Here is a 19930-nt window from a genome sequence, read left to right on the forward strand (position 1 = left end):
ATATAAAATTAAGGCTAATTGCACACATTGACTTACTGCCGCGCCCGCACCCGGGCCGCGGCATTCTCGCGGATATTCAGGTAGAACAGGCCGCAAGCCGCAGTGTAGTTGCTACTTCTGTTTGGGCTGGCGCGACTGCTGCTGCATTTCCCTGATTTTGGCGAGGTAGGCTTCCAGCGGCTCCATGCCGATGCTGGCGCGGCGCTTATCCACATTGGCCGGGTCGAGGAGGTTGCGCGGCGTGGGCTGGCCATCGGCTTTGTACTCCACTTGGGAGCAGTAGGTCTGGGGCTGGCCGCGGTTGAGGGCCACCCGGTCGGTGAGGTAGGCGAAGCTGCGGTTGTCTGCGTTTTTACGTTGAACCTCTGCCGACATTATTTTTAGGATTTTCTCCTGAAAAACGGGGTATGCATCGGCGTGCTGCACCAATAGAAAGAAGTTTTTGGCGCTGGTTTCGCCCACTTGCTTAGTACCTGGATACCCGCATTTCTTTACGATGGCTTCCAGCACGGGCTGGTGGCGGGCAAAGTTGACGTATTGCTCCGCAACGAGGCGCTTTTTGGTGCTGTCGGCCGTCTGGCCGCGCATCATTTCCTGCATGGGTCGTTGGTCCACAAAGGCTAGGCTATCCAGCGTTTTGCTGAGCGCCGGATATAGGACCGGGCTCGTTTGGGCCGTGGCAGGTAACGCAAAATCGGCAGCTAGCAGTACGATAAAGAAGGGTTTCATCACAGAAGAGAAAGGCATTTAGCTGCTATAACGCAGGGCTTACTGCTTTAGGTATAGCAAGTTCACTTCTTACCTTTCTCCCATGCCCGCACCCGCGCCGCTGCGTTCTCCCGAATGTTCATGTAGAACAGGCTGTAATCGGCGGCGTGGAAGGAGTGGCGCAGCTCGGGGTAGCCGGGGAGGAAAAAGCGGGGGTAGCCGCTGACTTTGGGCGGGGTAATCCAGAGCAGACCGCGGTGGACTTGGGCATCGGTGACGTGGGCATCGACGCGCTTCATGTTGGGGCCGACGCCGCCGCGGTTGCGGGCGGCGTCGGCCCTGAGCGTATCGAGCGTCCAGGTGAGGGGGTTGGTGGCGGCCAGGCTGTAGTAGGGCGGGTAGTCGAAGCCGCGCTCAGAGGTGTTCCAGGCCACGAAGCAGCCGGTGGCCAGCGAATCGGGGCAGGGGCGGATGGTTTGGTACTCGTTAGTTTTCGCCTGGCAGCCAATGAGGTAGGCAGCAACCAGGCGCTTGCGCAGCACGGGGTCGTTATCGAAAAAGTCGTGGAGCAGGCGCATGGCGTGGGTGGCGCCCTGGCTGTGACCGGCAATGATGACGGGCCGGCCCTGGTTGTAGTAGGCGAGGTAGTATTGGAAAGCGGCTTTTACGTCGGCGTAGGCCAAGTCGAGGGCCTGTTGGCCGTCGGGGCCCTGTTTATCAAAAAACGAGTACAGCGTGGCTTGCCGGTAGCGCGGGGCGTAAACGCGGCCCGCCGCGTTGAACACGCTGGCCTGGTTGAAGATGGTGGTGCGGTCGGTGTAACGGTTGAGGCGGGCGTTGCCCACGTCGGCGTTCCAGCTGCCGCGCCAGTAGTAGGTGGTGGGGTGAATGAAAAATACGTCGGCGGCGGCCGTGGCCTGGCCATCGCGCAGGCCGGCGGCCCGGGGCAAGGCATCAGCCGAGTCGCGGCGGGTGGGCAGGGCGGCCCAGTTGCTTTCCTGGGCATAGTCGGGGCCCATCGTGGGGGCCGGGGCCGTAAACCCGTGGGCGGGCTTTAACAAGCCGGCGCAGCCGGCGCAAACCAGTAAAACCAGGGGCCACCACCGGGCCGGGCGCGGGGCCCAGTGGCTTGGCAAAACGAAATGAGGCAAACGCATAGTGGCAGAGATATAGCTAACCTAACGTCGCGAAACAGCCGGGACGCAGTGCAATGTTTTTGGCGCACCGCACCTGTTTCACCATTAGAGCTGAGAGTCCTGCTAAATAGGGCGTTGTCGTTCTGATGAAGGAGGAATGTGAAGACTATTCTCGAATGATTTTACCAGGATTCTCTCTCCACTTGATGCGTGGAATCTCGGAATGACAACGCCCTATTTGGCAAGGCGCAAAGTACCAGGGAGCCCCGCACCGTTCGGCGCCTGGGGCCCCTACTACGGCATCAGGGTGTTTTCGATGACTTTTTCCTGGCGCAGGTAGTCGATTTTGTAGTCAGGCGTGAAGCGGACCCGCACTTGGGTGCGCGTTTGCTGGTGCTGCTGGAGCGTGAGCCGGAATGAGCGCGCTACTTCGGTGTAGGTGGCGGTGCGCGAGCCGTCGGCCGCTGGCGCGCTCACGCGCAGCGAGCCCGGCGCAATGCTGGCCCGGTAATCCTGAAACTCGGGGAAGTGATTGGTGGCCAGGTTCTCGGAAATGGCGGCGGGGGTGGTACCGCGCAGCAGCAGAAACCGCTCGACGGCGGGCGCGAAGTGGGCCCCGGCGTCGAAGGGCGCGGCTTGCAGATCGGCGTAGTAGCTGGCCAGGGCCCCGCGCACCGCCTGCTCGGCGGCGGCGGCCGTAGCGACGGGAAGAGCGACGGTGGCGGTGCTATCGGCGGCAGGCGCTGCGGCAGGGGCGGCAACGGGGGCACTGGGCACTGCGGCGGAGGCGGGCGCGGTGCTGTCCGGAGCCGGCACCACGGGGGCAGTTTGGGGGAATACGCGTACAGTTTCGGGAGCAGCCACGGGGGGGCGCTCCAGCTGCGGGGCCTGGGGCCCTACTTCAGGGGCCGTGGCGGCGCTGTCGGCAGCGGTGCGACTGGTGCTGGTCAGGTGCTCGGAGGCGCGCGGGCCGCTCATCAGGTACACTACCAGCAACACTAGTAGTAACACGCCGCCACCAATGAGTACGTAATTCAATGTGGGCGAGCCGGCCGGTGGGGCCCCCAGCTCAGCGGCGGCCTCGTCCTCCACCGCGGTGGGCGGCGGGGCGGCAACCGGTGGCACGGGCGGGACGGCGGGCGGCGTGGGCCTTTTCAATCCTGTGAAATCCGGCATCGTCGCAGCGGGCGGCACGGCTGGTTTTCGGGTTTCCGGGAAGTCTGGCGTTGGTGCAGTGGGCGGCGCAACGCGACCGGGCCCCACCGCAGGCGCGGGCGCGACCGGGGCGGCCGGAGGACTAGGCACCGCGGGGGCCCCGCCTTCGGCTTGCAGCAGGGCCAGCAGGACGGGCGCATTCTGGCCTTGCAACAGGGTGGCGATGCGGCGGTCGTAGTCGCGGTCGGTAATCAGGCCGTTCTGGCGGTCGTGGCGCAGCTGGCGCAGCGCGGCAAGGGCAGTTTCGAGCGAAGGATCCACGGGGGAAAAAAGGCTATTTGCGTTCGAGGCCCGAGAGGCGGGCCTGGCGCTGCTGCAAGCGCTTGGAGGCCGCCTCCCGCGCCTGCACATTGAGGAGCAGCGCTGACGAATCCTGACTGATTTGCAAGCGGTCGGCGGCGTTTTGCTTGATGAGCGACTCGATTTTGGATAGGTTATTTGACGTGTTTGAGCGGGCCGAATTAGTGCTTTTTTCGAGCCGGTCCTTATCCTTATCGGCCTTTTTTACCAAGTCTTCGGCCTCGGCTATCCGCTCGCGGTAAATCTTGAGGCGGGCGGCGTTGGCGAAGCTCTGGGTGATGGTGCGCAGGGCGTTGAACTCGGTCGGCGTGCGGTCGGGATCGAAGAACGAGCTGCCGTCGAAGCCGCCGAACACGGCCAGTTCAGCCACCGAATCGGAAGGCGCCACGGTGGTGGCGTAAAGGTCGATGAGCTTGCCTGAGACGGTGGAGGCCGGCGTTTGCTTGGCCTTGAGCGGGTCGGTTTTGTTGCCGCCCACGCCGAGCAGGCCGCCGCCCCGGAACTTGATGGCGTAGTTGTCCTTCATCCAAGTCTGGAAATAGTCGCGCAGCCAGCTGGCGCTGCTCTCCACCTGCACCTTGAGGGCGGCCCGCTCGCGGCGGTCGTAGTTGACGGTGCTGGCGCGCACGTCGTAGGTTTGGGCCCCGGCCGGCGCCGTTGCTAGCAGCGTGGCTAGGCAACTCAAAAGCAAGCAATAGCGCTGAAACATAAGCAGAAGGCGTTTAGAAAGAAGAAATCGGTGGAGCCCCTGGCGCGATTTTGGGGCCTTTAGATATAATTAAAAATTATATCTATCGAAGATGAATATGGGAACCGCCCTAGCGCAGCTCGTGGCGCTCGAAGGCGGCCTGCAAATCGGCGCGCATGGCCTGAAAGCGGCCGATGGCGGCGGCCAGGAACTCATCGTCGAGCAGCTCGCGGGCCTCGGCATCGGTGCCGGTCATTAGGTCCAGCTCGGCCACTTTGTAGGTCTGCTCCAGATTACCCTGCTCCAGCTTGAGCAGGAACTTGCTGTTCCAGGCCAGCAGCGTGATTTTGACGGCGGGGTGTGGGATATCGGCAACGTGGCGCATGACTCAAAAAAAGCAGTAGAGCCCCGAAGGTAGCCTGTGGGGCCCCAACCCCGCCGGGGCCCCTGCGTAGAAAACCCGGGGGCACCAGCCGGCCAGCGCGCCGCTGTTGTTTCACCTTCAACCCTTTACCGCCATGCCACAGGGAGACAAGTCAAAGTACACCGATAAGCAAAAACGCCAGGCTGCTCACATCGAAGCCGGCTACGAGCAGCAAGATATGCCCACCGAAGAGGCCGAAGCCCGCGCCTGGGCCACCGTGAACAAGCAGGACGGCGGCGGCAAAAAACCCGGCGGCGCCGGCCGCAAAACGACCGCCAGGAAATAAGCGCGCCGGGCCGGGCCGAATTCTGTTGGCCGGCCGCGCAATCCTGCACCGGCGCGGGGCATCCCTTTTGCGTTAAGGGTTGTTATGTAGTGTGTTGTCCGGGCTTCCGGGCCACCTATTTGTATTCAGCCCGCCGCCTGCATCCGACTTCTGGCCTCGCCCCTGCGCCGCCCGCTGTAGGGCCCCTGCGCACCGAAACCCTTGCCATCGAGGGCATGACCTGCGCTTCCTGCGCCAGCTTCGTGGAGAAAGCCCCCGCCAGGGCCCCGGCGTGGCCATGGGGGCCGCCGGCACCACCCTCATGTGGCCCGATTTACAGGGCGTGGCCACGGCCCTGTTCCTCTCGCGCCACACTATGCGCACCATCCGGCAGAACCTGTTTTTCGCCTTCATCTACAACGTGGTGGGCATTCCGGTGGCGGTGGAGCTGCTGTATCCGTTCACCGGCTGCCAGCTTTCGCCCATGCTGGCCGCCGCCGCCATGGCCCTCAGCTCGGTTCCGGTGCTGACGAACTCGCTGCGCCTGCGCGGCTTCCAGCCCGCGGCGTAGTCGGGTGCCAGCTGGCAGTTGTCAGCTGTTGAAGCAGTTTTTAGGTTAAAGCACGGCCGAAGCGAGGGCCCCGGTCCGCCGGCTGAAAAAGCTGGCGGACCAGACCTTTTACCAGCCCAATAATCGCTTTAAATAACTTATGTTCAATTAATTAACAATGAATAATTGATGATCTATTTGCTTTGCATAGCTATTCAACTTTCGATGTCATGGACATTACACAAGTGCTCGTTGCCATTATCGGCCTAGGGCTGCTGGCTTTCGTGGCCTGATTTTTCTTTGGGGCCCCGCACCAGGTGGCGGTGGCCGCACCGGCAGCGGGCAGCAGGTGGGCATCCACGTGAAAGGCGGCTACTCGCCCGACGTCATCGAGGTGCGCCGGGGCCAGCCCGTGCAACTCAATTTCTACCGCGACGAAACCACCAGTTGCTCGGAGGAGCTGCTGATGCCCGACTTCCACATGCGCCGCGACCTGTCCGCCTATCAAACCACCACTGTGGCGCTGCTGCCCCAGCAGGCCGGCCAGTTCGAGTTCACCTGCGGGATGCACATGCTCCGCGGCATTTTGGAGGTGAAGTAGGGCCCCGAAGGTTTGCGCGGCAGGGCCTTATTTTGCCCACTCCAACCCTATCCCGCCGACCATGTTCACCCGCCAGACCCTGCGCCGCCTCGCCAACGACAACAGCTACCGGCGCGGCGAAGACTACTACGACGAAGGCCATGTGGAAAAGCTGCGCCGCGAGGCTGACGGCTTTGCCGCTACCGTGCGGGGCAGCCGCCCCTACCGCGTGGCCCTGCACCAGGGCCCCGCCGGGCCCGAGTTCAGCTGCAATTGCCCCTACGCATTCGACGGCATTTGCAAGCACATGGTGGCGCTGGGCCTGGCGGTGCTCGACGCCTACGGCTCGGAGTTGACCAGCCCCAACCCCGCCCCGGCCGCCGCCCCGCCGCTGGCCGACCAGGCCCTGGCCGCGGCCATCAAAGCCGCCTGGTCCGACCGCCGTAAGGGCGACAAGCTGCGCTTCCTTAAGCAGGCGCTGGCTAAGAACGACGGCCTGGCCCGGCAGTTTCTGGGCTTCGGCCAGCCGGCCGCAGCGCCCACCGACCCGCTAGCCGACCTGCCCGCCCGCCTCGCCGACACGCTGGGCGTACTGGACTTTGACGAGGACTTCTGGGAAAATAGCGAGTCTTTTTACGAGGACGACGAGGGCGACGGCTTGCAGGAAGCTGCCGACGAGCTGCTGCGCGACACCCTGGAGCCCTTCGCCGCTGAGCTGCTGCACTTGGCGCGGGGCGGGCAGTTTGCGCCGGCCCTGCGCTACTGGGCCACGGCCTGCGGGGCCCTCTCCCAACTCGAAGAGCCGGCCAGCGACGACTTTGGGCTGTTTGGCGACTACGGAACCGACGTGCTGCACCAGTGGCACTCGGTGCTAGCCGCCGCCGGCTGGCCCGCCGCGCTGCTGGCGGCCGTGCTGCCGCCCGCCGCGCTGGCGGCCGGCCTCGCCTGGCTAGGCCCGCACCTGGCCGATCCACCCGTCCGCTGGCCCAGCTTCGAGGCCAGCTGGCAGCCACTGCTGCTGGCCCTGGCCACCGATGCCGCGGCCGCGCCCATGCTGCCGCCGCTGCTGGCCCAGGCCGCCCTGGGGCCCGCCGCCGCGGGGCCCCTGCGCCTGCGCCTCGCCCAGACGATGGCCGACGACGTGGCCTGGGCCCAAACCGCCGAAGCCCTGCTGCCCACCGATGCCGCCGTGGCCCAGCAGCTCATCAATTTCTATACCAGCCAGGCCGACCGCCCCGCCCTACTGCGCACCGCCGCCACGGCCTTCGCCACCTGGCCCGACCAGTTTGGCGACTACGTGCTGCGCGCCTTCACCCCCACCACGGCCCCCACCCTCTACCGCGACGCCCTGCGCCACCGCGCCCAGGCCAACCACAGCCTGCCCGACTACGCCCTGCTGCGCCCTCTGCTAAGCGCCGCCGAAACCGCCGCCTTCGTGCAGGCCGCCGTGGAAGCAGCCCAGGCCCGGCGCGGCAGCGTGGCCTTCGCCGCCCAGCTGCTGGCCCAGGCCGGCGACGTGACCGCGCTGCGCGGCTTTGTGCTTGGGCTTGAGTGGCTGGCCGTCAGCCCGCCCTACCACAGCGAAATTGCCCTGATGGCCCTGGCCGCCGCCGACCCCATCCCCCTCATGCTGGAGCTGGAAACCCGCCTGCCGGCCTACCTCCACGGCCGGGCCAACGCCAAGCGCGGCGCCTTCCTCTACGAGCGCATCGGCCGCTGGCTGGTGAGCCTGCGCGGCACCGCTCCCCGCCTCGCCGAACCCATCTTGCGCCTGGCCCAGGAGCTACGCGAGGAGTTCCCCACCCTGCACGGCCTACGCGACGTACTGCGCCGCGAGGGCCTGCTGGTGGCCGCAGAGCCAGACTTACCAGTACCCAAGAAGAAAAGCGGGCGCAAGCCCCGCTAGGCGCAACTGTGCATGGCACGCCGCCGAGCAAATGGCACCATTACCGGCCCCGCTGTAGTTTCGCCGGGCCGTTTTCATTCTACCCCCTCCCCATGTTGCCAGATTTTCTTGGTGAGTTTCGGCCGCAGCTTGAAAATTACAAGCTCGATTACCTGAAGCTGGGGGCCCAGCCGCTCGGGGCCAGCGCGCCGACGGCCCTCACGCAAAGCAAGCTGCTGGGCCAGCCCTATTTGCCGGCGGGCACGCCCTACCCCCATGACAAGTTGGGCCAGCCCATAATTTTGCTGGCGCAAATCAACTTTGCCGGGGCCCCCGCGCTGCCGCCCTACCCCACGGCGGGCATTTTGCAGCTGTTTGTGTCGCCCACCGAGTGGTGCGACATAGACGACTATTGCGTACTGTTCCACCCCGATACCAGCGCCGGGGCCCAGATCGACTTTAGTTTTCTAACCCCGACCTCTACGCCAACTCCCCAATTAGCGGGGAGCACACGCTGAGCTTCACCCTGGCCACTGAGTACGGCGGCGCTGAAGACTGCCGCTTTAAGCCGGATTTTGGGGGCAAAGACTACTACGAATACCTGGAAACCCTGACAGGGGAACAGGAGGAAGCACTAGACCACTGCTGCTACAACGCGGGGCACAAGGTGGGTGGCTACGCCTAGTTTTACGCAGGGCGACCCCCGAACTGTGGCGGCTTCGCGGGCCAACGATGTGCTGCTGCTTCAGCTTGATTCGGACGAAGAAATCATGTTTAGCGACAGTGGCCTGGCGCACCTGTTTATCAGCCCAACCGCGCTGCAAGCGCGGCGATTTGACCAAGCTTACTTTTACTGAGACTGCTGCCAATTTATTAATCACTTATTAATGAAATACTTATTAGCCCTCCTTTGCTGCGGGGTTCTGCTACCCGCCCGGGCACAACAGGCACAGTTCACGGTGTGCAACCTGCGGCTGCCCAAGGAGCTGGCCTACTACGACAACCAGTTTTCCGGGCTCGCCGCCAGCGCCGATAAGCTGTACCTGATGTCGGAGAGTAGGCTCCAGGACAAGGCGGAGGCCAAGCTCTACACCGTGCGCCTTGCCGACCTCGACCGCCAACTCGCCGACACCACCTACGTGCTGCCCTACCAGAAGCTACCCATTACCGGCCTGCCCGCGCTGCGCGCCAAAATAGCCGCCGCCGGGCAGCGCTACGAGGGCCTGGAAGCCCTGCTACTCGTGCAGGACGCGGTGTACTTGTCCGTCGAAACCGATACTCCCTCGCCCCTTTGCTACCTGCTTAAGGGCCAGCTGCGCGCCGACGCCGTGGTGCTCGACACCACCTTTCTGCTGCCCCTGGCCAAGCCCCTGGCGGCCGATGGCAGCCACATCTACAACGCCGGCTTCGAGGCGCTGGCCGAGGCCAATAACCAGGTACTGGCCTTTTTCGAGTTCAACAGCTTTCCGGGCCAGAATCATATTTATGGTTTAGATACCAGCCACTTATCCAGCGCCAGCGTGCCGGTTAAGCTGCCCCTGGCCCAGCTGCCCTTTCGCCTCACCGACGTCACGGCGGTCGGCAAAAACCGCTTCACGGCCCTGAATTATTTTTTCAAGGGCGGGGGCGGGGATGCCATCTACCGCACGCCGGCCAGCGACTTACCCAACGCGCAGCTCATCCTAGACCAGGGCGGCTACAAAAACTACTCTCGCCTACTCACTATCGAACTCAAAGACAATACGTTAACCTGGCAGCCGCTGTGGGAATTTCCCGAGCAGTACCGGGGCTACAACTGGGAGGGCATTACCGCTTACAAGGGCGGCTATTTCGTTATCAACGACAAATACACGCCCAGCCGGCCCTACCAAACCACTCTGTTGTATTTGCAACCGCGGAAATAAGGAACCGCCAAGCTTCTGGGCGAGACCAACGCTTTACTGCACAGGCGCACCCCCTCACTCCCCGCCCCGGGGCCCCAACCCGGACGGCCGGGCACCGTATAGCCGCCTAACCAACGGTGATGGATTTCCACCGCGAACCGCCGGCGCCCACGCGCCGCGCTGATGATTCCTACGAAACCGACCGGTCGCAGGGGCCCGCCGGCTGAATCATCTTGTTACTTCGCGCCGTGGCTTACCGTTTTGCTTCCTCTATTTTTCGCTGGCTGCCGGCCCGGCTGCGGACTTCGTCTACCACTGCCACGGCAGTTTTTTTGCTGCGCTGGGCGCTGCTGGCGGCGCTGGTGGGGGCCCTGGCGGGCACGGCGTCGGCGGGCTTTTTGGTAGCGCTGGAGTGGGTGACGCGCTGGCGCGAGGCCCACTCTAGGGCCCTGGCACTGCTACCGGTGGGCGGCCTGCTGGTGGGCCTGGCCTACCATTACTTCGGCAACCGGGTGGTGAAGGGCAACAATCTGATTCTGGACGAGATACACGCGCCCAGCGACACGATTCCGCTGCGGCTGGTGCCGCTGGTGCTGGGCGGCACCCTCGTTACGCACCTGTTCGGCGGCTCGGCGGGGCGCGAGGGCACGGCCGTGCAAATGGGCGCTGCCCTGGCCGACCAGCTGGGCCGCTGGCTGCCGCGGCGCGAGCGCCGGCTGCTGCTCATCGCGGGCATGAGCGCGGGATTTGCCGCGGTGTTCGGCACGCCGCTGGCGGGGGCCGTGTTTGGCTTGGAGGTATTTTTGCTGGGCTCCGTGCGCTACGACGCCATTCTGCCCAGCTTCCTGGCCGCTGTGGTGGCCGATGCCGTGACGCGCGCCTGGGGCGTAGGCCACACGCCGTACCCCGCGCTGGCGGCGCTGCCGCTCACGGCCACCGGGCTGGGCTGCACGCTGCTGGCGGGGGCCCTGTTTGGGCTGGCGGCGCGGTTTTTCGCCACCCTCACGCACGGCATCTCCCGGGTTTTCAGTCGGATAAAGTACCCGCCGCTGCGGCCGGTGGTGGGCGGCGCGCTGGTGGCAGCGGCCATGTGGGCCCTGGGCACCATGCGCTACGCCGGTCTCGGCGTGCCCGTGATTGTGGAGGCATTTCAGCACCAGTTGGGGCTCCAGGATTTCGCCCTAAAGCTGGTGCTCACGGCCCTCACGCTGGGCGCGGGCTTCAAGGGCGGGGAGGTTACGCCGCTGTTTTTCATCGGGGCGGCGCTGGGCTCGGCGCTGGCCGGGGTGCTGCCGCTGCCGGTGGCGCTGCTGGCGGGCATGGGTTTCGTGGGCGTGTTTGCGGGCGCGGCCAACACGCCCCTAGCCTGCGTGCTGATGGGCCTGGAGCTGTTCGGGGCCCGCGCCGGCGTGTACCTGGGCCTGAGCTGCGTGGTGGCCTACCTCTTCTCGGGCCACCACGGCATCTACACCTCGCAGCTAATCGGGCAAGCTAAAAACCCGCTGCTGGGCCGGCAGCAGGGCCGGCGGCTGAACGAGCTGGGTTAAGGATGTAAAAATGTGAGGGATATGAGGGATGTGAGAATAAAGCTGTTTAAGGAATCGTCAGGACGATATACTGAGCTTGCCGAAACATCTCTAATGCTCAACTAGCGCGGTTTCCAAGTCCGTGTACCGTAGCGCGCACTTAATAGTTCGCGCTGCTAGGGGCCCCTACTGCGCCACGGCCTCGGCGGCTTTGCTAATGTCGCCGCTCACTTTTTGCAGGAAAGCCAACTGCTCGCGCCAGGCGGGGTCATCGGGGGCAGCGGTGGCGGGCGGGGTGTCCGCAGCTGCCTCGGGGGCACCGGGGGCCAGGCAGCGCAGGGCCGTCGCCAGGGCCCCCTGGGCCCCCATCAGGGCGCGCCGGGTAGCAACCGTGAACGCGGGGCCCGGGTCGGCGGCGGCCAGGGCAGCAATGCCCGAGGCCAGAGTGTAGTTCAGCACCACAAATTCGTACACGGCGGTGGGGTGGCGGTGGGTGCGCTTGGGCTCGGAGAGCATCCGCTGGAAGGCGGCGGCCAGGTTGGCAGTGGCCACGTAGGCGGTTTTGCGGGCCAGGCGGTAGGCAGTAGGCGCGGGGCCGGCGGGGGCCGCCAGGCGAGCGGCCACCTGGTAGAGGTAGGCCTGGTTGGCGCGCAGCACGGCGGCCATCAGCTCGGGCAGGCCGGCAGCCTCCCAGCGCGGAAACAGGAAGTAGCCGCAGCCAAACGCAATGGCGCAGCCGAAGAGCGTGTCAATTATTCGCTCCTGAAGCACGCCGAGGTACTCAAATTTCAGCAGCCCATACATGATGATGAGGTAGGCCGTAAGGAACACCACGAACACCACGTAGCTCAGGCGCTGAAACGAGTAGGCCGTGATGGCGAATACCACCAGCACGGCAAAGCGCACGTCGTTGCTGCTCACTGCGGCCAGCACAGCCAGGCCCAGCAGGCCGCCGCCCAGCGTGCCCAGGATGCGCTGCCCGTTGCGCTGCCGCGTGAGGCTGAACCCCGGCTTAAGCAGCACCGTGGCCGTGAGCAAAATCCAGTAGCTGTGCGACCCGTGCCACAGCAGCTCGGCCACGCCAAAGGCCACCACGCTGGCCACCAGCACCCGCAACGAGTGCCGGAACACCGCCGATTTCAGGGTGAAGCTTTGCCAGTAGGCGCCCGCTCGCCAGGCGTCGCGGGCGATGAACTGTAAGTGCTGGGCCGCGCGGCCGGGCACAGCGGGGGCCGCCCCGGGGCCCGCGGCGGCGTCGAAGTACCGGCTCATGTCGGCCAGGCGGCGGCTAAAATCGCGCAGAGTGACGAGCGTTTTCTTGAGCGGCCACACGCTGGGGCCCCCTTCCTGGGCCCCCAGTGCGTCGAGGTGGGTTTTGAGGGCTTCGAGGGCGGGCGCGAAGTCGGGCGGCGGGCCGCTCAAGGGCCGGTTGGCCTGGATGGCGGCCCCCAAGCGGTCGAGGGCCGCAGCCTGGTCGCGCAGCAGCCGGGCCACCTCATCGAGCGCACCGCTGGCGGCAAAGTCGCGCCGCAGGGCCCCATAGTCAAGAAAAGTAGCCGTGGCACGCTCGTACAGGTCCACCATATCAACGAAGGTGAGCACCAGCCGCCGGCCCGTGCTGGTGGACTCGTTCACCACCTGCCGGCTGCGGAAGAGCACGGCGCGCACGGCCTCCTGGGTGTCGCTCACGGCCACCTGGCGGGCCACCAGGCGGCGGTAGTCGTCGGCCAGGTCGGTGCGGGTGCGGTAAAAATCGGCCTTGGCGCTGAGGTAGCCGGCCAGCGCGTGGATGCTCTCGCCCAGCGCCTGCTGGGCCGCCCGGTAGGGCCCCACCCAGTTCAGCACCAGCGCCAGCAGGCCGTACCAGGCAGCGCCCGCGCCCAGGGCCAGCGCGTGGGGCAGCACCAGCGCCGGCTGCGCCGCCGGGTGGGCCAGCGTGAGCACCAGCGCCAGCAGGCCAGCCGTACCCACAGCCCCGGCCCGGGCCCCCCAGACCAGCAGCATGCTCAGCCCGAAGCTCAGCAAGGCCACTTCCAGCCCCAGCAGCCAGCGCACCGGGGCCACATAGCCCGTGAGCAGGGCCACGGCAAATACCAGCGCCAGGGCCGTGAGCTGACCGTTGCGGCGATGGGTGGGGGGGCCCGGCGCGTCGGGCACGCTCACGCACACGGCGCCCGTGGCCATGGTCAGGCCCAAGTCGAACTGCCCGAACTGGGCCCCCAGCGCCGCCGGCAGCAAAATGGCCACGGCCGTGCGCAGCCCACTCGAAAAGTCGGCCCCGAAAAAGAAGTAGTACAGGCGGGTAGGGAAGCGTGGGCGTGGCATGGGGCCAATGTACGGCTGGGCGGGCCGGCGGGGTGCCCTGCCCCGCGACCAATTTTCGGCAAGGGTCCGTTCATCCCCGCCTAATTAACGGCGACGGATTTGGTCTTCACCACGATGCCGGCGTCCGTGAACTCGCTGTACCGCTCGATGACGTAGCCCCGGTGGGCGGGGTCTTTTTCGATGGGCTTCACCCCGCTTTCCATCTCGTTGCAATGCACGGCAAAGGGCGGCACCGCGTAGGCCCAGCGGCGGTGCGCGGCGCGTAGCTGAACACCAGGTAGCTACGCCAGCAGCTGGTGAACCAGTCCGGCAGCACCCCGAGGTCGTCCTTGCCGTCGTCGTTCAGGTCGCCCAGGTTGGTGAGGGCCCCGCCAATGTATTTCCCTATCGCCAGGGGCTTGATAGCCGGGTTGGAAAACTGCACCACGCACCGGCACTCGCCCACGCAGTCCATGCTATCAGGCGTTAAGGGCGGCGGCACGGCCCAGGCAAACTCCGGGGCCCCATCGCCGTCGAAATCGCCCTTCACGGCGCCGGCCGGTACGAGCGTACCCCCGACCAGCCGCGGGGCAGCGGGCACGGCGCCGCTCAGCCCCAGCAAAACAAGTACAAACCCGAAACGCATGGCATTGCTATAAAAGACATTAAGGCTTTTTTTACGCCGGGGCCCGGCCGGGGTTGGCTGTGCCCCGGCCGGGCAGTGCGGGCCGAGGCCCGGGCAGCGCCCATCTTTTCAGGGGTCGTTTCGGGGCCCGGTGGGGCCCCGGCGCGGGCAGCTGCTAACCGACCTCCCACCCCGGCGGCGCGGCCGTTAGTACAGCACGTCGTCCACGGGCTCCACCTTGGGCGGCAGGGTGGCTTCGCCGAGCAGCTCGCGCAGGTCTATTTCGATACTGCGGCAAATGCTGGTCATCGGCACGTCGTTCATGGTGTTGTCGAACGGGTTTTCGCTGATGTGGCCCACCAGCTCAATGGTGTTGAACACCCACGACACGAGCACCGAGAACGGCACCATCAGCCACACGTGGTACTGGCCCAGGGGCAGGCGGCTGTCGAACTCCTCCACCAGGCCCAGCGGCAGCAGCAGCGCGAACAGCCACACAAACACGAAGCTGAAGTAGGCGTACTGCCGCGGAAACGGCGTGTTCTTGATGCGTTCGCAGCCGCCCTGGAAGTTGAAAAAGTCCTGCACGGTCTGCATCATGGCCACCTGCCGGAACTCGCTGAGCAGGCCCACGCGGTGAAGGTCGAGCAACTCCTTGCTCTGGTGGCGCAGCAGGTGGGTGGGCGGGTTGGCGGCGAAGCGAGCGGCCGAGTCGTCGGGGTCGAGCAGGAAAGGGGCCACCTCGGCGTCCCAGCCCTCGGCGGTTTGGCGGCGCAGGTGCAGGCGCAGGGCGTTGCACCAGGCAATTTGGCGGTACACCAGGCGGCGGTGCAACACTTGCACCCGGTCCGCATCGGGGTAGCCGTCGGGAAACTGCACGAAGTCGAACACCCGCAGCGTCCACACCCGCGAGGTGTTCACGATGCTACCCCACAGCTGCCGGCCTTCCCAGAAACGGTCGTAGGAGCCGTTGTTTTTAAAGCCGATGTAGAACGCCACCGCCGTACCCAGCGTGGCCACCGGCTGCCACGGAATATCGAGCGCGTGCATGTTCAGGGGCCCGTACAAAAAGCAAATCATTCCATTGTAGACCAAGAAGAAAATTAGGCTATTGCGCGATAAGCGCCAGATGACGATGGGGCGAAGATTGGTACGGACGTACATGAATAAGCTGTTGAGAAGAACCCCGCATACGCCGCCGCCGGGCCCCGCGGCCAAACCCTGCCCTAAATAGGCCCTCCGGCCGCGGCCAGCGCGGGCATTATCTGAAGGCAGCCGACCCGGGCAGTGCCGGCGCGACGCCCAAAATTAGCGTATTTTGGGGGGTGATGCGCCGGCCAAATGGCTTTGGCACCCATCCTTCCTCCATGCATACGCCCCTGTTTCCCGCCCTAGCCGTAGCCCTGTGCCTGGCCGCCGGCCCCGCCGCCCACGCCCAAAAACGGGCCCCCGTCCCCCCGCCCGACCGCACCCAGGTGTACGACTCAGTGGCCCAGCCGGCCGTGCCGCTGGGCGGCACCGCGCGCTACGCCCAGTTCCTGGCCGACCACCAGCGCTACCCGGCCCCGGCCATGCAGCAGGGCCAGCAGGGCACCGTGCCGGTCAGCTTCGTGGTGGAAAAAACCGGCGTGGTGAGCCACGTGGAAGTAACTAAGCCCGTGGCCCCGCTGCTCGACGCCGAGGCCCTGCGCCTCATCAGGAGCGGCCCGCGCTGGACGCCGGCCAAAAACGGCGGCCAGGTGGTGCGCCAGCGCGTGACGGTGCCGGTGAGCTTCGTGCTCTCGCCCCCGGCCGCCACCGTGCAGCTGCCGGCCAAGGGCGGGGCCCCCACGCCGCCCAACGCGGCCGACATCGCCGCCTCGACCCACCCCAACCAGCCGGCCGTGGTGGCCCCCGACCGGCCCGCCACCCCGGTGGGCGGTACCGACGCGTTTTTTGCCTGGATCGAGAAGAACCAGCAGTACCCCAAGCTGGCCCGCCAGCGCAAAATCCAGGGCAAGGTGCCGGTCGAGTTTATGGTGCAGGCCGACGGCAGCCTGACGGACGTGCGCGTCCTCAAAAAAATGGGCTCGGGCCTCGACGAAGAAGCTCTGCGCCTGATCCGGACGGCCCCAAAATGGGAGCCCGCCACGTACCAGGGCAAGCCGTTAAAGCAAAAGCTGGTGCTGCCCGTCTTGTTCCAACTGTAGGATGGGCCGGCGGCCCACTGGGGTCATACTTTTTGGTGGCGCCAGTTGTTGTGCTTGCGCCGCGCCTATCTTTTCTGCTCCATGCTTACCGCCCAAATCGCCACCTTGCTGCCCGACGCCCCGCTCGCCCCCACCGCCGAGGCGCCCGTGTGGCCCTACCAGGCCCGCTTCCGGCGCACGGCTCAGGCCCTGGCCGACGAGCTGTTTGGGCTGCTCGACGACGAATTGCATCCCCTGGTGCAGCTGCTGGCCCTGCCCACCAACGCCGACCCGGCCGCCCGCTTTCTGGAAACCGGGGCCGACGCCCTGCCCGCGGGGCCCTTCGCCGGGGTGGTGGCCCGGGGCCTGGACCTGCAATACGCTAGCTTATGGGCCTACACCGACCGCGACGACCTCTCGCCCGCCATTCTGCACCGGCGGCAGGAAGGGCGGGGCCTGCGCGGGGCCGTGCAGGAGGTGCTGAACGCGCTGGACGCCGACACGCCCTACGCGCACTTCGCGGGCTGGCCCATCCGCATCAACGACTGCTTCATCATCACGGTGCTGCGGTTCCAGCGCAAGGCCTTGCGCGCCCACCCCAGCCTGCTGCCCAACCGCTTCTACACCGACGGCCGGCCCCTGTCCACGTCGCTGGCCATGGCCGTGATATACCGCTTCAACGAGGAGGCCGTGAAAAACCTGAGCGAGCCCGAGCCCGGCGCGGGCGTGATGAGCCGCCCCCGCGAAGCCGAGGAGTTGCTGCGCGCCGCCGGCCGCTCTTTCCTCGATACGCCGGCCCAGGCCCTGGGCCTCGACCCCGCCGTGGCCCAGCTGTTCGTGACCTGCAACACCATTTCGAGCCTCCGCTACGAGGGCGCCGAGGGCGTGGGCCGGCTGCTGCTGGCCCGCCGCCACCACCCCAACCTGGAGGAGGTGTTCGCCCTCACCTGCCCCACCCCGCTCACCGATTACCGGGCCGTGCGCAAGCTGCTGGAGATGACGACCCCCGACGTGCACCTGCTCGCCGACGGCGAGAACGTGTACGCCCTGGGCCGCCAGGTGGGCCACTACGACACGGCCCGCGAGGACCTGTTCGCCGTCAACTTCATCACCCACTACGCCTGGGAGCTGCAGCACGGCACCCACCTGCTGCTGCGTGCCCACTACGGCCTGCCCGGCCTACCGCGCACGCGCCTGAGCCGTACCAACTTCCGGCGCGACCTCAAGCGCACCTTCGGCCTCACCGACGCGCCCAAGGTGGACAAGCTCTGGGACGTGGTGCTGGAGGCCAGCCGCCAGAAGCACGGCACGCTGCTCGTCATCACCACTGAGGCCCTGGCCGAGGCCGACCGCCTCAAGCTCCAGTGCACCCTCATTGAGCCCGTACCGCTCACGCCTCTCATCACGCGCCTCATCACGGCCATCGACGGGGCCGTACTGCTTGACCCCGAGGGCTACTGCTACTCCATCGGCGTGATACTGGACGGCACCGCCAGCGGCCGCGGCGACGGCAGCCGCGGGGCCCGCTACAACTCGGCCCTGCGCTACGTTGAAAGCTCGCGCTACCCCTGCTTAGCCGTGGTTGTGAGCGAGGATGGCTTGGTGAACGTGCTCACCTCGAAGCGCGACGCCGGGGAGCGGTAGGCGCTGGTCGGCCGGCACTTTTAAAATTTTGCGGTAAGCTTCGGCTAATTATTCCGTACCCTAGTTTTTACCTGGGCCCCGGGCTGCCGCATTTTAATCGACGGACGATATTTAAGCCGAAAAAACGAATCTGGTTTCCCATTCGCCTCACGGCAGCGGAATGCCAACAGGAGCAGTTTTACGCGGGGCTGCGCCAGACCCGGGAAAGATGGCGGCGCGAAAACGAAGCGGCGGAGCATCGCGCCGCGCCCCTGGCCCGGGATTGGGAAAGACGGCCCGACGCGCTGGCCCAATCGATGGCAGCCTTGAGCGAAGCCCGGCAACTGGTAGAACGGGGGCGGCCAAACGCCTGAGCTGCCCGACCCCGGCCAGCCGCCGGCCGTTGGTCCCGTGGGATACTGCCTGACTTGGCCGCGCCAATCGCGCGGCAGGCACTGCCCATCAAACTCGACCTGCTGGTGACGCTGCTTCGAAAGCCAGCCAGCCGCATAAGCCGCCCGGCCCTCCTATTCAAAAAAAGCCGCCCCAGTAACCAGGGCGGCTTTTTTGCGTGGTGGCTAGGTTGGACAAGTTAGGCGGCGGGCAGCGCGTCGTGCCGGGCCTTGACGGCGGCAATGGCTCCGCTGAGCACCGCCACCTGGGCATCAATCTGGTCGGCGTCTACGGCGGCCAGAAAGCCGGCCGCGCCGCCCGCGTCGGCCGTGCGGCTGGTGAGGCGCGCCTGCTGGTAGGTAGCCGTCAGGAGCTGGTCCTCGTAGCGGCGGCGGTCGGCGGGGGCCAGGTTGGGGCCGGCCAGCTGCTGGGTCAGGTAGTTTACTTTATCGGTAGCGGCGGCCAGGCGCGTAGTAGCCGAAGCATCCGAGCGGTCGTTCCGCCGGTCCTGAAACGCCAGGTTTTGGTCGCGGTTCTGGTAGCCGTCGAGTTCGGCTTCCAGCGAGGCTTGGGTTTCCAAGCACTGGGCCCGGTCTTTCAGGGTGTTGACGTCGTAGGTCATAACTAAAATAAAAAGGGTAGAAAATGAATAAATGGTGAACCAAAGATAGGCGCCGGTTTCGTTTTGCCCGTACGCCGCAAACGGCGCCTACCGCGGCAGCAGCGCCGCCAGTGCCGCCGCTTCGGCTTCGAGGGCTTCGGCTTGCAGGCGCAGCAGGTGGTAGCGGGCGCTCAGGTCGGGCGGCAGGGCCGGGGGGCGCTGGTCGAGCCAGCGGTGGCGGTGCCAGGCCTGCCACGCCGGCCAGGCGGTGGCCGGGTCGGGGGCGGCGGCGGGGCCAGGATCGGGCGGCAGGGCCGCCCGCAGCGCGGGCAAGGCGGCGGCCCACCGGGCGGCCGTGGCCGCCTGGGCTTCGAGCGGAACCAACGCCCGGCGCAGGCGGCGGGCGTGGTGCTGGCAGTAGTCGAGCCGGGCGGCGAGCGGGGCCGCATCGGGCGGGGCCAGGGCCAGCGCGGGTAGCGCGGCCGAGGCTAGCCGCAACGCTCCGGTGACCGGGACCGCGCCAGGCAGCGGCAGCCGCGCCACTAGCGGGGCCAGGGCTTCGGCGGCGTCCCCGGCCAGGGCGCGCCGGCCGGTTTCTAGGTGGCCGGCTTGGGCATTGCTCACGCCAAGCCAGCCGGCTAGCTCCTGCTGGCTCAGGCCGAAGTGCCGGCGCACATCGGCTACTACAGAATCGGAAGATAAGCAGTGAAGCGCCATATTTGTAGGTAACATTACGTGAATAGTAAAAATATCCTACAGATATTGTAGGGCATTTTTGCTATTCACGTAATATTACCTACAAATTGCTTATCCGTTGGACTGTTACCAGGCCGCCGGGCGGGCGGCTAATTACTACGACTGGGTGCTGAATGGCAAAGTGCCGATGTAGTGTTCCGTAAATTCCTAATCGGGGTGGCCGGCCAACGTCGCCGGCCACCGGATTTCGGATTGGGCCATGCGCTCTAGTGGTTGAAAAATATTAATAAGTCGCATTGGTTTGGATATTAAACGCTTTCTCATGTGACCATTTATTGTCTCAATCCAACCGCTGAGGAA

Annotated in this window: 21 protein-coding genes and 1 riboswitch; of the genes, 10 read left to right on the forward strand and 11 right to left on the reverse strand. The window is 65.9% G+C overall.

Translation table 11 applies throughout. From position 1 onward, the window contains the following. Nucleotides 1–111: 111 nt before the first annotated feature. From DDQ68_RS12250 to DDQ68_RS12270, 5 genes are all read right to left on the reverse strand, one after another. Nucleotides 112–729, reverse strand: a complete 618-nt coding sequence (locus DDQ68_RS12250; RefSeq protein ID WP_109656565.1) for a DUF6624 domain-containing protein — start codon at nt 727–729, stop codon at nt 112–114. A 62-nt stretch (nt 730–791) separates the two neighbouring features. Beyond that, nucleotides 792–1865 (reverse strand): DUF3089 domain-containing protein, encoded by a 1074-nt coding sequence (locus DDQ68_RS12255; RefSeq protein WP_109656566.1) that lies wholly within the window; start codon nt 1863–1865, stop codon nt 792–794. A gap of 273 nt (nt 1866–2138) precedes the next feature. Next, on the reverse strand, nt 2139–3320 hold the full coding sequence (locus tag DDQ68_RS12260) for a hypothetical protein (RefSeq protein ID WP_109656567.1): 1182 nt from the start codon (nt 3318–3320) through the stop codon (nt 2139–2141). A 13-nt stretch (nt 3321–3333) separates the two neighbouring features. Next, nucleotides 3334–4068 (reverse strand): hypothetical protein, encoded by a 735-nt coding sequence (locus tag DDQ68_RS12265; protein WP_109656568.1) that lies wholly within the window; start codon nt 4066–4068, stop codon nt 3334–3336. Nucleotides 4069–4177: 109 nt separating this feature from the next. Then, nucleotides 4178–4432 (reverse strand): hypothetical protein, encoded by a 255-nt coding sequence (locus tag DDQ68_RS12270; protein WP_109656569.1) that lies wholly within the window; start codon nt 4430–4432, stop codon nt 4178–4180. Between the two features lie 133 nt (nt 4433–4565). On the opposite strand from DDQ68_RS12270, the gene DDQ68_RS12275 reads away from it, so the two are divergent. The 8 genes from DDQ68_RS12275 (at nt 4566) to DDQ68_RS12310 (ending at nt 11181) form a co-directional block, all read left to right on the forward strand. Then, complete coding sequence (locus DDQ68_RS12275) at nt 4566–4757, forward strand: hypothetical protein (protein WP_109656570.1); 192 nt, start codon at nt 4566–4568, stop codon at nt 4755–4757. A gap of 301 nt (nt 4758–5058) precedes the next feature. Further along, nucleotides 5059–5307, forward strand: a complete 249-nt coding sequence (locus DDQ68_RS12280; protein ID WP_342767397.1) for a hypothetical protein — start codon at nt 5059–5061, stop codon at nt 5305–5307. A 328-nt stretch (nt 5308–5635) separates the two neighbouring features. After that, a complete protein-coding gene (locus tag DDQ68_RS12285; RefSeq protein WP_245897030.1) occupies nt 5636–5887 on the forward strand; it encodes a cupredoxin domain-containing protein in 252 nt (83 codons plus the stop codon). A gap of 61 nt (nt 5888–5948) precedes the next feature. Further along, nucleotides 5949–7772: an SWIM zinc finger family protein gene (locus tag DDQ68_RS12290; RefSeq protein WP_109656571.1), complete on the forward strand. Its 1824-nt coding sequence runs from the start codon at nt 5949–5951 to the stop codon at nt 7770–7772. A 92-nt stretch (nt 7773–7864) separates the two neighbouring features. Continuing rightward, on the forward strand, nt 7865–8269 hold the full coding sequence (locus DDQ68_RS12295; RefSeq protein WP_109656572.1) for a DUF1963 domain-containing protein: 405 nt from the start codon (nt 7865–7867) through the stop codon (nt 8267–8269). A gap of 192 nt (nt 8270–8461) precedes the next feature. Then, nucleotides 8462–8608 carry a DUF1963 domain-containing protein gene (locus DDQ68_RS12300; RefSeq protein ID WP_245897031.1) on the forward strand — a complete coding sequence of 49 codons (147 nt, stop codon included), beginning with the start codon at nt 8462–8464 and terminating at the stop codon, nt 8606–8608. 30 nt (nt 8609–8638) lie between these two features. Then, nucleotides 8639–9655: an esterase-like activity of phytase family protein gene (locus DDQ68_RS12305; RefSeq protein WP_109656574.1), complete on the forward strand. Its 1017-nt coding sequence runs from the start codon at nt 8639–8641 to the stop codon at nt 9653–9655. Nucleotides 9656–9761: 106 nt separating this feature from the next. Further along, a riboswitch (Fluoride riboswitch) is annotated at nt 9762–9834 on the forward strand. Nucleotides 9835–9882: 48 nt separating this feature from the next. Then, complete coding sequence (locus DDQ68_RS12310; protein ID WP_245897032.1) at nt 9883–11181, forward strand: chloride channel protein; 1299 nt, start codon at nt 9883–9885, stop codon at nt 11179–11181. A 165-nt stretch (nt 11182–11346) separates the two neighbouring features. On the opposite strand, the gene DDQ68_RS12315 is transcribed toward DDQ68_RS12310, so the two are convergent. The 4 genes from DDQ68_RS12315 to DDQ68_RS12325 form a co-directional block, all read right to left on the reverse strand. After that, complete coding sequence (locus DDQ68_RS12315; RefSeq protein WP_109656575.1) at nt 11347–13485, reverse strand: FUSC family membrane protein; 2139 nt, start codon at nt 13483–13485, stop codon at nt 11347–11349. A gap of 80 nt (nt 13486–13565) precedes the next feature. Further along, entirely contained in the window at nt 13566–13703 is a 138-nt protein-coding gene (locus DDQ68_RS22850) for a hypothetical protein (RefSeq protein ID WP_162550062.1), read from the reverse strand. Continuing rightward, nucleotides 13673–14110: a hypothetical protein gene (locus tag DDQ68_RS12320; RefSeq protein ID WP_109656576.1), complete on the reverse strand. Its 438-nt coding sequence runs from the start codon at nt 14108–14110 to the stop codon at nt 13673–13675. The genes DDQ68_RS22850 and DDQ68_RS12320 overlap by 31 nt, the downstream gene beginning before the upstream one ends. 186 nt (nt 14111–14296) lie before the next feature. Continuing rightward, nucleotides 14297–15253, reverse strand: a complete 957-nt coding sequence (locus tag DDQ68_RS12325; protein WP_109656577.1) for a bestrophin family protein — start codon at nt 15251–15253, stop codon at nt 14297–14299. A gap of 203 nt (nt 15254–15456) precedes the next feature. On the opposite strand from DDQ68_RS12325, the gene DDQ68_RS12330 reads away from it, so the two are divergent. Together DDQ68_RS12330 and DDQ68_RS12335 are read left to right on the forward strand one after the other, a co-directional pair. Next, nucleotides 15457–16278, forward strand: a complete 822-nt coding sequence (locus DDQ68_RS12330) for an energy transducer TonB (protein ID WP_162550063.1) — start codon at nt 15457–15459, stop codon at nt 16276–16278. Nucleotides 16279–16359: 81 nt separating this feature from the next. Continuing rightward, a complete protein-coding gene (locus tag DDQ68_RS12335) occupies nt 16360–17901 on the forward strand; it encodes a DNA integrity scanning protein DisA nucleotide-binding domain protein (RefSeq protein ID WP_109656579.1) in 1542 nt (513 codons plus the stop codon). A 571-nt stretch (nt 17902–18472) separates the two neighbouring features. On the opposite strand, the gene DDQ68_RS12340 is transcribed toward DDQ68_RS12335, so the two are convergent. Together DDQ68_RS12340 and DDQ68_RS12345 are read right to left on the reverse strand one after the other, a co-directional pair. After that, nucleotides 18473–18895, reverse strand: coding sequence for a hypothetical protein (locus tag DDQ68_RS12340; RefSeq protein WP_109656580.1), 423 nt, complete (start codon nt 18893–18895; stop codon nt 18473–18475). A gap of 87 nt (nt 18896–18982) precedes the next feature. After that, nucleotides 18983–19591 (reverse strand): helix-turn-helix domain-containing protein, encoded by a 609-nt coding sequence (locus DDQ68_RS12345; protein ID WP_162550064.1) that lies wholly within the window; start codon nt 19589–19591, stop codon nt 18983–18985. Nucleotides 19592–19930: the final 339 nt, after the last annotated feature.

Source organism: Hymenobacter nivis (genome assembly GCF_003149515.1).
In the GTDB taxonomy this organism is placed as follows: Bacteria; Bacteroidota; Bacteroidia; order Cytophagales; family Hymenobacteraceae; genus Hymenobacter; species Hymenobacter nivis.

Excerpts from the sequence above, each read along its gene's own strand:
- DDQ68_RS12320 (WP_109656576.1), bottom strand. The coding sequence starts at position 14,110 with ATGCGTTTCGGGTTTGTACTTGTTTTGCTGGGGCTGAGCGGCGCCGTG.
- DDQ68_RS12315 (WP_109656575.1), bottom strand. The coding sequence starts at position 13,485 with ATGCCACGCCCACGCTTCCCTACCCGCCTGTACTACTTCTTTTTCGGG.
- DDQ68_RS12335 (WP_109656579.1), top strand. The coding sequence starts at position 16,360 with ATGCTTACCGCCCAAATCGCCACCTTGCTGCCCGACGCCCCGCTCGCC.
- DDQ68_RS12345 (WP_162550064.1), bottom strand. The coding sequence starts at position 19,591 with ATGGCGCTTCACTGCTTATCTTCCGATTCTGTAGTAGCCGATGTGCGC.
- DDQ68_RS12250 (WP_109656565.1), bottom strand. The coding sequence starts at position 729 with ATGAAACCCTTCTTTATCGTACTGCTAGCTGCCGATTTTGCGTTACCT.
- DDQ68_RS12290 (WP_109656571.1), top strand. The coding sequence starts at position 5,949 with ATGTTCACCCGCCAGACCCTGCGCCGCCTCGCCAACGACAACAGCTAC.
- DDQ68_RS12275 (WP_109656570.1), top strand. The coding sequence starts at position 4,566 with ATGCCACAGGGAGACAAGTCAAAGTACACCGATAAGCAAAAACGCCAG.
- DDQ68_RS12305 (WP_109656574.1), top strand. The coding sequence starts at position 8,639 with ATGAAATACTTATTAGCCCTCCTTTGCTGCGGGGTTCTGCTACCCGCC.
- DDQ68_RS12280 (WP_342767397.1), top strand. The coding sequence starts at position 5,059 with ATGTGGCCCGATTTACAGGGCGTGGCCACGGCCCTGTTCCTCTCGCGC.
- DDQ68_RS12330 (WP_162550063.1), top strand. The coding sequence starts at position 15,457 with ATGCATACGCCCCTGTTTCCCGCCCTAGCCGTAGCCCTGTGCCTGGCC.
- DDQ68_RS12270 (WP_109656569.1), bottom strand. The coding sequence starts at position 4,432 with ATGCGCCACGTTGCCGATATCCCACACCCCGCCGTCAAAATCACGCTG.
- DDQ68_RS12265 (WP_109656568.1), bottom strand. The coding sequence starts at position 4,068 with ATGTTTCAGCGCTATTGCTTGCTTTTGAGTTGCCTAGCCACGCTGCTA.
- DDQ68_RS12255 (WP_109656566.1), bottom strand. The coding sequence starts at position 1,865 with ATGCGTTTGCCTCATTTCGTTTTGCCAAGCCACTGGGCCCCGCGCCCG.
- DDQ68_RS12340 (WP_109656580.1), bottom strand. The coding sequence starts at position 18,895 with ATGACCTACGACGTCAACACCCTGAAAGACCGGGCCCAGTGCTTGGAA.
- DDQ68_RS12295 (WP_109656572.1), top strand. The coding sequence starts at position 7,865 with ATGTTGCCAGATTTTCTTGGTGAGTTTCGGCCGCAGCTTGAAAATTAC.
- DDQ68_RS12325 (WP_109656577.1), bottom strand. The coding sequence starts at position 15,253 with ATGTACGTCCGTACCAATCTTCGCCCCATCGTCATCTGGCGCTTATCG.